General features: G+C 61.3%; 6 protein-coding genes and 3 rRNA genes. 4 read left to right on the plus strand and 5 right to left on the minus strand.

What is annotated here, in order from left to right; translation table 11 throughout:
• Window positions 1-131: 131 nt before the first annotated feature.
• The gene (locus FBY30_RS02585) at window positions 132-1,214 is read left to right on the plus strand and encodes an ABC transporter ATP-binding protein (protein WP_142131111.1); all 1,083 of its coding nucleotides are present in this window, start codon (window positions 132-134) and stop codon (window positions 1,212-1,214) included.
• 148 nt (window positions 1,215-1,362) lie between these two features.
• A complete protein-coding gene (locus tag FBY30_RS02590; RefSeq protein WP_142131112.1) occupies window positions 1,363-2,781 on the plus strand; it encodes a DUF4032 domain-containing protein in 1,419 nt (472 codons plus the stop codon).
• Between the two features lie 3 nt (window positions 2,782-2,784).
• Here the strand turns inward: FBY30_RS02590 and FBY30_RS02595 are convergent, their stop codons facing one another.
• A complete protein-coding gene (locus FBY30_RS02595; protein WP_142131113.1) occupies window positions 2,785-4,155 on the minus strand; it encodes an FAD-binding oxidoreductase in 1,371 nt (456 codons plus the stop codon).
• Between the two features lie 178 nt (window positions 4,156-4,333).
• Between FBY30_RS02595 and FBY30_RS02600 the strand changes: the two genes are divergently transcribed.
• Together FBY30_RS02600 and FBY30_RS02605 are read left to right on the plus strand one after the other, a co-directional pair.
• Window positions 4,334-6,079, plus strand: a complete 1,746-nt coding sequence (locus tag FBY30_RS02600; RefSeq protein WP_142131114.1) for a glycoside hydrolase family 13 protein — start codon at window positions 4,334-4,336, stop codon at window positions 6,077-6,079.
• Between the two features lie 5 nt (window positions 6,080-6,084).
• Entirely contained in the window at window positions 6,085-7,140 is a 1,056-nt protein-coding gene (locus FBY30_RS02605) for a LacI family DNA-binding transcriptional regulator (RefSeq protein WP_142131115.1), read from the plus strand.
• Window positions 7,141-7,149: 9 nt separating this feature from the next.
• Here FBY30_RS02605 and FBY30_RS02610 read toward each other — a convergent pair whose 3' ends face one another.
• The 4 genes from FBY30_RS02610 to FBY30_RS02625 all read right to left on the minus strand — a co-directional run bounded on the left by FBY30_RS02610 (window position 7,150) and on the right by FBY30_RS02625 (window position 13,215).
• Window positions 7,150-7,644, minus strand: coding sequence for a hypothetical protein (locus FBY30_RS02610; RefSeq protein WP_142131116.1), 495 nt, complete (start codon window positions 7,642-7,644; stop codon window positions 7,150-7,152).
• Between the two features lie 138 nt (window positions 7,645-7,782).
• A 5S ribosomal RNA gene (gene rrf, locus FBY30_RS02615) occupies window positions 7,783-7,899 on the minus strand.
• 163 nt (window positions 7,900-8,062) lie between these two features.
• Window positions 8,063-11,190: ribosomal RNA gene (locus FBY30_RS02620) — 23S ribosomal RNA — on the minus strand.
• 502 nt (window positions 11,191-11,692) lie between these two features.
• Window positions 11,693-13,215: ribosomal RNA gene (locus FBY30_RS02625) — 16S ribosomal RNA — on the minus strand.
• The 16S, 23S and 5S rRNA genes sit together here, the layout of an rRNA operon.
• Between the last annotated feature and the right edge of the window lie 235 nt (window positions 13,216-13,450).

Below are 13,450 nucleotides of genomic sequence, written 5' to 3' on the forward strand. Positions count from 1 at the left end.
CAACCAGCGTGCGGCGTCATTCAATGCTCCGCGGAAGCCGCGGAGCATTTTGCAGGAACAAAACTGAATAAAAATGAACCATTCACAACGGATCGTCCGGCACGTACCTGCCGGTGAAGGGATTGATAACTGTGGCTACAGTTACTTTTGACAACGCTACGCGTCTGTACCCGGGCACCGAAAAGCCCGCCGTCGATAAGCTCAACATCGACATCGCCGATGGCGAATTCCTGGTCCTCGTTGGACCCTCCGGTTGCGGCAAGTCCACCTCCCTGCGCATGCTGGCAGGCCTTGAGGACGTCAACGCAGGCCGCATCCTGATCGGCGACCGCGATGTCACCGATGTCCCCCCGAAGGACCGCGACATCGCGATGGTTTTCCAGAACTACGCGCTGTACCCGCACATGACTGTGGCCGACAACATGGGCTTCGCCCTCAAGATCGCCGGCGTCTCCAAGGAAGAGCGTGCCGAGCGCGTCCGCGAAGCCGCCAAGCTCCTGGACCTCGAGCAGTACCTGGACCGCAAGCCGAAGGCACTCTCCGGCGGGCAGCGCCAGCGTGTTGCCATGGGCCGCGCAATCGTCCGTAACCCGCAGGTCTTCCTCATGGACGAGCCGCTGTCCAACCTGGACGCCAAGCTCCGCGTGCAGACCCGCACCCAGATCGCGTCCCTGACCCGCCGCCTGGGCGTCACCACCGTTTACGTGACGCACGACCAGGTAGAGGCCATGACCATGGGCGACCGCGTCGCCGTGCTGAAGGACGGCCTGCTGCAGCAGGTTGACACCCCGCGCAACCTCTACGACCGCCCCAAGAACGTCTTCGTTGCCGGCTTCATTGGCTCCCCCGCCATGAACCTGTTGGAACTCCCCGTTGTCGACGGCGGCGTGCAGTTCGGCGGCACCGTCTACCCCGTGCCGCGTGACGTCCTCGAAGAGGCCCACGGCTCCACGGTCACCTTGGGCAGCCGTCCCGAAGACCTGGAAACCGCTCCACACGGTGAAGGCCTGAAGGTGGAAGTGGACGTCGTCGAAGAACTCGGCGCCGACGCCTACGTCTACGGCCACACCAACCTTGACGGCAAGGACCACGACATCGTGGCCCGCGTCGACGGCCGCCGTCCCCCGATGAAGGGCGAGGTCATCTACGTCCGTCCGCAGTCGGGCCACGTGCACCTGTTCGACACCAAGACCGGCCTGCGCCTCGGCGACTGACGCCATTGCTGGTTGGGCCGGCCGAAACGCCGGACGCAACCACCCGCATTACCGACGGCGGCCCTCCTTACTGGCGGGCCGCCGTCGGCCTTTAACCTTGCCTGCACGGGATTTAGCCGCCCTGCCCCGAGTACGGAAGAATTGAGCCATGACCGAGGAATACAGCGCCCAGTGGCACGACGAACCCACCGACTACGCGCAGATCGGGAAGCTGCCCCGGTTCGTGGCTGCCAGTGCCGATGACAACAAGGCGGCCTCGGTAGCCTCGTCGCTGAACATCACGGCAGCGGCGGCTGATCCTGAGCTGCTGGACCTGCCATGGCATATTGCCTTGGAGGAGTGGCCGGCACAGTACCTGGCGGCGCTGCCCCGCGGTATTTCCCGGCACATCGTCCGGTTCGCCCACCTGGGCGGCTCCGTGATCGCCATCAAGGAAACCTCCGAACATGTGGCCCGCCACGAGTACCACATGCTCCGCAAACTGGCCCGCTTCGATGTGCCGTGCGTGGAGCCGGTTGCGGTGATCACCGGGCGCACCACCCCCGACGGACGCCCGCTCAACCCGGTGCTCGTGACCCGGCACCTGAAGTTCTCCATGCCCTACCGCGCGCTCTTTTCCCAGATGCTGCGCAAGGACACGTTGACGCGCCTCATCGATGCGCAGGCCCTGTTGCTCGTGCGGCTGCACCTGATCGGCTTCTACTGGGGCGACGTCTCGCTGTCCAACACCCTGTTCCGCCGCGATGCCGGCGCCTTCGCCGCGTACCTGGTGGACGCCGAAACGGGCGAGCTCTACCCGGACCTCTCCACCGGCCAGCGCGAGTACGACCTGGAGATTGCCCGCGTGAACATCGCCGGCGAGCTGATGGACCTGCTGGACGGCGGCCTCATCGAGGAGAAGGTGGACCCAGTGGCCACCAGCGAGCTGATCATGGACAGCTACCGGCGGCTGTGGGCTGAGCTGACGGAGAAGGAATCCTTCGAACTCGGCGAGCGCTGGCGCGTGGGCGCCCGGATCCGGCGGCTGAACGAACTCGGCTTCGACGTCGAGGAGTACGCCATCAAGACCACCCAGAACGGCTCCACCATCCAGCTGCAGCCCAAGGTGGTGGACGCTGGGCACCACCAGCGGCGCCTGCTGCGGCTTACCGGCCTGGACGCCCAGGAGAACCAGGCGCGGCGGCTGCTCAACGACATGGACTCGTTCCGCGCGGACAACAACCCGGAAATGGACGAGGAATACAGCGCCCACCTTTGGGTCAGCCAGATCTTCGAGCCAATCGTGCGCTCCATCCCCCGGGACCTTTCCGGCAAGCTCGAGCACGCCGAGGTGGTGCACGAGGTCCTGGAACACCGCTGGTACATGTCGGAGAAGCAGGAACGCCACATCCCGCTGGCAGAGGCCGTGCAGTCCTACATCGACTCGATCCTGCGGCACCGGCGGGACGAGGCAGCGATCATGCTCAACCCGGACACGGAGCTGCTGAAGATCCTTGAGGTGGAGAACGAGGAGTCCCGCTACGGCGCCGACGAATCCGAGGACGAATACCCGGACTCGGACGATTGAGTCCTAAATAGCCTTGCCGGGGTTGAGGATTCCGGCGGGATCGAACAGGTCCTTGATCCTGCGCTGGAGTTCCCGGACCGGTTCCGGCTGTTCCTGGCCCAGCCACCGCAGCTTGTACTGCCCTACCCCGTGCTCCCCCGTGATGGTGCCACCCATGGCCAGGGCCGCCGTGATGGACTCGTCCAGGGCCGCCTGGAGCCGCTCCATGGCCCCGGCATCCAGGTCCGGGCCCTGCCGGTCGATCCAGAACGTTGGGTGCAGGTTGCCGTCGCCTGCATGGGCCACCACTTTGAGGTGCACCTGCTGGGCGGCGGCCATGGCCTCGAGCGCGGCAACGTAATCCACCAGGCGCGACCTCGGAACAGCCACGTCTTCGCCAACGCGGTACTCGTCGTCCACCTCGGTGCCACGGCTGTGCCGCCGCAGCTCCACCAGCCGTTCCGCCTCGGCACTGGCCTCGGTGGTCACCGCGGCACCCCCGTCCCGCAGGACCTGCCGCACCACGTCGGCTTCGGCGGCCGCGCCGAAGCCGTCCGTCTGGATCAGCAGCAGGGACTTTCCGCGGGTACTGAGGTCGGAGCCGTGAATGTCGTCGAGCTGGGCCAGCGTCCCGCCGTCGAGCAGTTCCATGATGGCGGGCTGGACGCGTGCCCTGCCCACGGCCAGGACTCCCGCAGCAGCCACCCGGAAATCCGGGTAGAACGCGGCCACGGTGTGGACTTCCCGGGGCAGGTACTTAAGCCGCACGGTAATTCCGACGACGATGCCCAGCGTCCCCTCGGACCCCACGAAGAGGCCCGTGAGGTCGTAGCCCGCCACGCCTTTGAAGGTCTGGTGCCCGGTATGGATGAGCGATCCGTCAGCCAAAACCACGTCCAGGGCCAGGACCGAATCCCTGGTGACCCCGTATTTAGCGCAGCGAAGGCCGCCTGCGTTGGTGGCCACGTTGCCGCCGATGGTGGAGCTTCGGAAACTTGCCGGATCCGGAGCGTACATGAGGCCGTGCTCTGCGGCTGCTTCGTTGAGGACAGCATTGACTACGCCGGGCTCCACCACGGCTGTTTCGTCGTCGGGGTTCAGCGCGAGGATCCGGTCCATCCGCTCCATCGACAGGATGATGCAGTTATTCGTGGCGTGGGCACCGCCGGATACGCCTGTCCCGGCGCCCCGCGGAACGATGGGTACTCCGCTGCCGGCGCACACCTTCACCACGGATTGGACGTCGGCCACCGATTCAGGGAACACCACGGCCAGCGGAAGCTGGAAGTCGATGACGGGCGCCTGATCGATCGCGTACCGGCGGCGCGACACCTCGCTCGCGTCCAGCTGGTCCTGAGCCAGGACGGCTTCCAGTTCGTCAACGATGCTTCCCACAAAGCCTCCATCCGGCGTTGGACATATTTTTCCAGTCTAGGGCGTGATTTTCGCCGCACCCCGGCACATCCTGTGCCGCAACCGCTTCCAGTCCTTTCACTCGGCGGACGGAAAAGAACACTTCGCTGGCCTATGAAATAGTAATGGAAGCGTTTTCATTAAATCGCCGTCCACGGTTATGCTGACTTCCATGTCCGTCGAAACTGTGATCCACGACACTTCCGCCTCCGCTGGCCCACTCACCCTCATCCATGCCGCCGATCCCGCCCCGGGCTGGTGGCGGTCTGCCGTGATCTACCAGGTGTACCCCCGGTCCTTTCGGGACCTGAATGGCGACGGCGTGGGCGACCTGGCAGGAATCACCGAGGAACTGCCGCATCTCGCCGACCTGGGGGTGGACGCCGTCTGGCTGTCCCCCTTCTTCCGCTCCCCGCAACGCGATGCCGGGTACGACGTCAGCGACTACTGCGACGTGGACCCCATCTTCGGCACGCTCGGCGATTTCGACGTCATGATGGCTGAGTCACACAGGCTGGGACTGCGGGTGATCGTGGATCTGGTGCCCAACCACTGCTCAAACCAGCACCCGGCCTTCCAGGCAGCCCTTGCAGCACCGGCCGGAAGCCCCGAACGCGACATGTTCATCTTCCGCGACGGGACCGGACCTGACGGACAGGAACCGCCGAACAATTGGCAGTCCCACTTTGGCGGGCCCGCCTGGACGCGCGTGCCGACGCCTGACGGCCAGCCCGGCCAGTGGTACTTGCACCTCTTTGATTCCTCCCAGCCGGACTTCAACTGGGACAACCCCGCCGTCCACGCAGAGTTCGAGCGGGTGCTCCGCTTTTGGCTGGACCGCGGGGTCTCCGGGTTCCGGGTGGACGTGGCCCATGCCCTGGTCAAAGCGCCGGGCCTCCCGGGATGGGGTGGACGTGCTGACGGCGGCAGCAGCGAGGGGTACCCCGGGCACGAGGCACCGATGTTCGGGCAACCCGGCGTCCACGACATCTACCGGAAGTGGCGGTTCCTCCTGGACGAATACGGACCGGACCGGATTCTCTGCGCCGAGGCAAGCGTCGACCTGCAGCGGCTGGCGCACTGGGTGCGGCCCGACGAGATGCATCAGGCCTTCAACTTCCCTTACCTGCACGCGGGCCTGGATGTGTACCGGCTGCGTTCTGTCATCACGGACTCCCTGACGGTCCTTGACGGTGTTGGGGCCCCGAGTACCTGGGTGCTTTCCAACCACGACGTGGTCCGCCATGCCACCCGCTTCGGCTACAACGGCCAGGGTCCACGGGACGGAGACGGTATTGGTTTGGCAGACCCGCAGCCGGACGAAGCCCTTGGCCGCCGCCGCGCGGCCGCCGCCTCACTGTTCATGCTGGGCCTGCCCGGTGCCGCATACCTCTACCAGGGGGAAGAGCTCGGGTTGCCGGACGGCATCGACATTCCGGGCCACCTCCGCCAGGATCCGACATTCGGCCGGACCGGAGGCCAGCGGCTTGGCCGGGACGGCTGCCGGGTGCCGCTGCCCTGGCGGGCAGGGGACCAGCACTTGGGCTTTGGCGCGGGGGAAGATCCGTGGCTGCCCATTCCTGCCTCGTTTGAAGCGCTGGCGCGTGATCTGCAGGCGGAATCGCCGTCGTCGCACCTCTCCCTGTACCGTGACGCCCTGGCATGGCGCCGGAAGCTGAACCTGGGCAGGGGATCATTGTCCTGGGCGGAAGACTGGTGCACGGGTTCGTCCCTGGCCTACCTGAACGGCACTACGCTGGTCCTCATGAACCTGAACCATGAGCCGTTGGACATGCCGGCGGGCCACGTGCTGATCCGCAGCCTCCCCGCAGAGACCACCCATGCCCTTGCCTCCGGTGAGACGGCATGGATAGAGCTGGGGCCGGACCTCATCGCAGCAGACTGACGACTATGGCGGGTATCAAGGAAGTTGCCAGCCGGGCCGGCCTGTCGGTGGCCACCGTGTCCAGGGCACTGAGCGGAAAATCCAACGTCTCGGCCAGGAGCCGCCGCCTCGCGCAGGACGCGGCCAAGGAACTGGGGTTCGTCCCGTCCTACCATGCGTCCAGCCTCGCGTCCGGGCGCAACCACAACATTGGGCTGGTGGTGCCCAACGTGCAACGCTGGTACTTCTCTTCGGTCCTGGAAGGCGTCTCGGAGACCCTGCTGGATGCGGGGTACGACCTCACCCTGTACAACGTGGGCGAGCAGCCGGAGCGGCGCAGCAGCATCCTGAACGACTTCCTGCTGCGGAAACGCCTGGACGCCGTTATCGCCGTGGCACTGGTGCTCAGCGAAGACGAGATTGGTCAGCTGCTGGCGGTGCACCGCCCCATCGTGGGAATTGGCGGCGCGCTGCGGGGCGCCTCGACGATCAGGATCGACGACGAGGGGCTGGCTGCCCTGGCCACCCGCCACCTGATTGGGCTGGGGCATACCCGCATCGCGCACATTACGGGATACGGAGAGCTGAACCGCGACTTCAAGCTCCCCCGGCTGCGCCAGCGGGGTTTCGCCTCCGCCATGGCTTCAGCCGGGCTGACAGTGAAGCCGGAGTGGAACGCTACGGCCGACTTCACCATCCAGGGCGCCTATGCGGCGGGCCGGCGGCTGCTGGGCACCAGTTCCGAACGCCCTACAGCAGTCTTCGCGGCCTCTGACGAGATGGCCGTGGGCATCATGCTTGCGGCCCGCGACTTTGGACTGCAGGTACCGCAGGACCTCTCTGTCGTGGGCATCGACGGCCACGAGCTTGCCGAGACTTTCGGACTCACCACAATCGACCAGGATCCGCGGGGGCAGGGCCGCTTGGCGGCCACCACTGCCTTGGCTTTGCTGGACAAGCCAGGCGGGGATTCCGACGGCGGCACGGCAGCGGCCGCAGCGCAGGACCAGGAGTTCCCCACGGAGTTCGTGATCCGGAACAGCACGGCTGTCCCGCCAGTCGAGGTCACACGGCGCGCTTAGGCAGGAAGTTTAGGCTGCGCTGCCCATGAACCGGGCAAACTTCTCAAGGATAAGCGGCCAAGCCTCCGCATATTCCTGTCGTGCTGCAGCAGGGTCCTCAGCGCCCTCCCAGCCTTCGTGGAAGACGCGGACCTCGGTACCCGCATCCACCGCCCGGAACACTACCAGGAGCTCGGTAGACCAAAGCGCCGTGGTGCCGGGGTGCCAAGTGGCGTGGAAGGACAGGGGCGGCTGCCAGTCATCCAGGGTTCCCCAGATGGTGGTGCGGCCATCGTCAGCCGTTTCGAGGATCAGGTTCTCTTCGAACTCCACGTAGGACGCGGCGCCGTACACCCCGTGCTGATCCAGGGGCCACCACAGGTGGGTGTGGTCGGTGAAGCCGGCGAAAGCGCGGGCGACTGGGCCCGGAACAACCACGGTGTTCACCACAGGTTCCAGGGGATCAACTGCCGGCTGCCCGGCTTCTTCGAAAGGGTCCTGCGCGTGGCTGAAGATGCTGCTCATGAGGGACCATCCTACCCGGCGGGACCCTGCCACCCTGTCCATGACTGATTGGATCACCGGGGTTGGGGGTGGATGGGTGTGCGGTGGTTAAAGTTGTAGGGCCCTGACGTTCATTGTCAGGGCCCTACTGTAATGATGTTCCGGCGGTGACCTACTCTCCCACACCCTCCCGGGTGCAGTACCATCGGCGCTGTGGGTCTTAGCTTCCGGGTTCGGAATGGGACCGGGCGTTTCCCCCACGCTATGACCGCCGTAACCCTTTCACCCGCTCCCCCTCAAAAAGTGCCGGGGGTGGGAAAACCAGTGGTTACAACATTGTGGTGTTGTTATTCAGTTGGTTGGTTCCTGCCAGACAAGCCCGTGTTCGGGGTTGTTGGTTGGGAACCACATAGTGGACGCAAGCAGAATGTTTTTCTGTGTGGTGTAAGTTGTTGGCCTATTAGTACCGGTCAGCTTCACGAGTCGTTAGTCCTCGCTTCCACATCCGGCCTATCAACCCAGTGGTCTGGCTGGGGGCCTCTCACACATAAATGTGTATGGAAATCTCATCTTGAAGCGAGCTTCCCGCTTAGATGCTTTCAGCGGTTATCCCATCCGAACGTAGCTAATCAGCGGTGCACTTGGCAGTACAACTGACACACCAGAGGTTCGTCCGTCCCGGTCCTCTCGTACTAAGGACAGCCCTTCTCAAATTTCCTGCGCGCGCAGCGGATAGGGACCGAACTGTCTCACGACGTTCTAAACCCAGCTCGCGTACCGCTTTAATGGGCGAACAGCCCAACCCTTGGGACCTACTCCAGCCCCAGGATGCGACGAGCCGACATCGAGGTGCCAAACCATGCCGTCGATATGGACTCTTGGGCAAGATCAGCCTGTTATCCCCGAGGTACCTTTTATCCGTTGAGCGACGGCCATTCCACAATGTACCGCCGGATCACTAGTCCCGACTTTCGTCCCTGCTCGAGATGTCTCTCTCACAGTCAAGCTCCCTTGTGCACTTACACTCGACACCTGATTGCCAACCAGGCTGAGGGAACCTTTGGGCGCCTCCGTTACTTTTTAGGAGGCAACCGCCCCAGTTAAACTACCCATCAGGCACTGTCCCTGACCCGGATTACGGGCCGAAGTTAGATGTCCAAAGTGACCAGAGTGGTATTTCAACGATGACTCCACCCGAACTGGCGTCCGGGCTTCAACGTCTCCCACCTATCCTACACAAGCCACTCCGAACACCAATACCAAACTATAGTAAAGGTCTCGGGGTCTTTCCGTCCTGCTGCGCGTAACGAGCATCTTTACTCGTACTGCAATTTCGCCGAGTTTATGGTTGAGACAGCGGGGAAGTCGTTACTCCATTCGTGCAGGTCGGAACTTACCCGACAAGGAATTTCGCTACCTTAGGATGGTTATAGTTACCACCGCCGTTTACTGGGGCTTAAATTCTCAGCTTCGCCTTGCGGCTAACCGGTCCTCTTAACCTTCCAGCACCGGGCAGGAGTCAGTCCGTATACATCGTCTTGCGACTTCGCACGGACCTGTGTTTTTAGTAAACAGTCGCTTCCCCCTGGTCTCTGCGGCCCCGATCCCCTCCCACCAGCAAGTGGTGTTCAAGGTTGGGGCCCCCCTTCTCCCGAAGTTACGGGGGCATTTTGCCGAGTTCCTTAACCATAATTCTCTCGATCGCCTTGGTATTCTCTACCTGATCACCTGTGTCGGTTTGGGGTACGGGCGGCTAAAACCTCGCGTCGATGCTTTTCTCGGCAGCATAGGATCACCAAATCCCCCCAAACGGGGGTCCCATCAGATCTCAGGCACTATGAACAGCGGATTTGCCTACCATTCGCCCTACATCCTTAGACCGGGACAACCATCGCCCGGCTCGGCTACCTTCCTGCGTCACACCTGTTAATACGCTTGCCTCCCGGGATCAGGTCCTGCGCTCCACCAAAACCCTTCACCCACAAGGGGTGTCGGGCAGGTTTCGGGCAGTTAGTATCCCCCGCTCAGCATGGGCGGTTTTTCGCCGGTACGGGAATATCAACCCGTTGTCCATCGACTACGCCTGTCGGCCTCGCCTTAGGTCCCGACTTACCCAGGGCAGATTAGCTTGACCCTGGAACCCTTGATCATTCGGCGGACGGGTTTCTCACCCGTCTTTCGCTACTCATGCCTGCATTCTCACTCGTGTAGGCTCCACCACTGGTTTACACCGCAGCTTCACCGCCCACACGACGCTCCCCTACCCATCCACACTCCTGAACCATGACGGCTTAGAACATGTGTGAATGCCACAACTTCGGCGGTGTACTTGAGCCCCGCTACATTGTCGGCGCGGAATCACTTGACCAGTGAGCTATTACGCACTCTTTTAAGGGTGGCTGCTTCTAAGCCAACCTCCTGGTTGTCTGGGCAACTCCACATCCTTTCCCACTTAGCACACGCTTAGGGGCCTTAGTTGGTGGTCTGGGCTGTTTCCCTCTCGACTATGAAGCTTATCCCCCACAGTCTCACTGCTGCGCTCTCACTTACCGGCATTCGGAGTTTGGCTGACGTCAGTAACCTTGTAGGGCCCATTAGCCATCCAGTAGCTCTACCTCCAGCAAGAAACACGCAACGCTGCACCTAAATGCATTTCGGGGAGAACCAGCTATCACGAAGTTTGATTGGCCTTTCACCCCTACCCACAGCTCATCCCCTCCATTTTCAACTGAAGTGGGTTCGGTCCTCCACGACGTCTTACCGTCGCTTCAACCTGGCCATGGGTAGATCACTTCGCTTCGGGTCTAGATCACGCCACTCACACGCCCTATTCAGACTCGCTTTCGCTACGGCTGCCCCACACGGGTTAACCTCGCGACGTAACACTAACTCGCAGGCTCATTCTTCAAAAGGCACGCCGTCACAACTACAAGGCTGCTCCGACGGATTGTAAGCACACGGTTTCAGGTACTGTTTCACTCCCCTCCCGGGGTACTTTTCACCTTTCCCTCACGGTACTGGTCCGCTATCGGTCATTAGGGAGTATTTAGGCTTATCAGGTGGTCCTGACAGATTCGCACGGGATTTCTCGGGCCCCGTACTACTTGGGATACTCTCACGGGCGGTACAAACACATTACGGTTACGGGACTAACACCCTCTCTGGCCGGCCTTTCAAAACCGTTCACCTATGCGCGCACATCACACCCCACCAGCCCGGCAGAACTGGTATGGAAAGTCCCACAACCCCGACCATGCAACGCCCGCCGGCTATCACACATGGAACGGTTTAGCCTGATCCGCGTTCGCTCGCCACTACTAACGGAATCACTATTGTTTTCTCTTCCTGCGGGTACTGAGATGTTTCACTTCCCCGCGTTCCCCCCACGCACCCTATGTGTTCAGGTACGGGTCACCAAGTCACTCGCGCGCTTGGCGGGGTTTCCCCATTCGGACACCCTGGGATCACAGTCCGGTTATCGACTCCCCCAGGCTTATCGCAGATTCCTACGTCCTTCTTCGGCTCCTAATGCCAAGGCATCCACCGTGTGCTCTTAAAAACTTGACCACAAAGATCAAAAACAAGCTCACTCGAGAGAACCACAGAAACTGTCCCGCACACCCAAAAGGCACACGAACCAGATCCAGGTTCAAATATCTTGGAAATTGCTTCTTATACAAGATGCTCGCGTCCACTATGTAGTTCTCAAACAACAACCCCACACCACACACCCCACACACACACAAAGCGCGTGAACCGTCATGGCAGGGAAACCAGAAACAAACAAACCCACCCGGCAACCCCCACAAACGGAGAGCCACCACATGGTCCTGTTGCCTCAGGACCCAACAGTGTGCCAAACACTACCCAGGACAACACACCACACAACGTTCCTGAACCCCGAAGAGTCCGTACTAGCAAATGGTCCGTGCCACCAGGCACCTATTTGTTGATATTCCACCCTTGAGCACCCGCCACGAAACATTCGTCCGTGCAACGGGCCTTTACTCCTGACAACACCACACCACCAACATGCGTTGAGCGGGCGGTTGTTGTAGGTGCTCCTTAGAAAGGAGGTGATCCAGCCGCACCTTCCGGTACGGCTACCTTGTTACGACTTAGTCCCAATCGCCAGTCCCACCTTCGACAGCTCCCTCCCACAAGGGGTTAGGCCACCGGCTTCGGGTGTTACCAACTTTCGTGACTTGACGGGCGGTGTGTACAAGGCCCGGGAACGTATTCACCGCAGCGTTGCTGATCTGCGATTACTAGCGACTCCGACTTCATGGGGTCGAGTTGCAGACCCCAATCCGAACTGAGACCGGCTTTTTGGGATTAGCTCCACCTCACAGTATCGCAACCCTTTGTACCGGCCATTGTAGCATGCGTGAAGCCCAAGACATAAGGGGCATGATGATTTGACGTCGTCCCCACCTTCCTCCGAGTTGACCCCGGCAGTCTCCCATGAGTCCCCGGCACTACCCGCTGGCAACATGGAACGAGGGTTGCGCTCGTTGCGGGACTTAACCCAACATCTCACGACACGAGCTGACGACAACCATGCACCACCTGTAAACCAACCCCAAAGGGGAAACCACATTTCTGCGGCGGTCTGGTTCATGTCAAGCCTTGGTAAGGTTCTTCGCGTTGCATCGAATTAATCCGCATGCTCCGCCGCTTGTGCGGGCCCCCGTCAATTCCTTTGAGTTTTAGCCTTGCGGCCGTACTCCCCAGGCGGGGCACTTAATGCGTTAGCTACGGCGCGGAAAACGTGGAATGTCCCCCACACCTAGTGCCCAACGTTTACGGCATGGACTACCAGGGTATCTAATCCTGTTCGCTCCCCATGCTTTCGCTCCTCAGCGTCAGTTAATGCCCAGAGACCTGCCTTCGCCATCGGTGTTCCTCCTGATATCTGCGCATTTCACCGCTACACCAGGAATTCCAGTCTCCCCTACATCACTCTAGTCTGCCCGTACCCACCGCAGATCCGGAGTTGAGCCCCGGACTTTCACGGCAGACGCGACAAACCGCCTACGAGCTCTTTACGCCCAATAATTCCGGATAACGCTTGCGCCCTACGTATTACCGCGGCTGCTGGCACGTAGTTAGCCGGCGCTTCTTCTGCAGGTACCGTCACTCTCGCTTCTTCCCTACTGAAAGAGGTTTACAACCCGAAGGCCGTCATCCCTCACGCGGCGTCGCTGCATCAGGCTTGCGCCCATTGTGCAATATTCCCCACTGCTGCCTCCCGTAGGAGTCTGGGCCGTGTCTCAGTCCCAGTGTGGCCGGTCACCCTCTCAGGCCGGCTACCCGTCGTCGCCTTGGTAGGCCATTACCCCACCAACAAGCTGATAGGCCGCGAGTCCATCCAAAACCACAAAAGCTTTCCACCAACCACCATGCGATGGAAGGTCATATCCGGTATTAGACCCAGTTTCCCAGGCTTATCCCAGAGTCAAGGGCAGGTTACTCACGTGTTACTCACCCGTTCGCCACTAATCCACCCACAAGTGGGCTTCATCGTTCGACTTGCATGTGTTAAGCACGCCGCCAGCGTTCATCCTGAGCCAGGATCAAACTCTCCGTTGAAAACAAACAGACACAACCAAAACCACCGGAAATAACGGCGACAAAGGCTGCACAAAATTTGAAACCAGCTAAAAACACCATGCACACCACGGGGTGGCGGCACAGCACAATCAACCAATTACATACATAATCGGTATCAACAAACTTGGCACACTATTGAGTTCTCAAACAACAGACACACCCGGCACCACCCAAACCAACGTTCAGGATCGCTCCGGAGCAACTTTTCAAACTT

Origin of the sequence: Arthrobacter sp. SLBN-83 (assembly GCF_006715285.1) — a bacterium.
Taxonomy (GTDB): Bacteria; Actinomycetota; Actinomycetes; order Actinomycetales; family Micrococcaceae; genus Arthrobacter.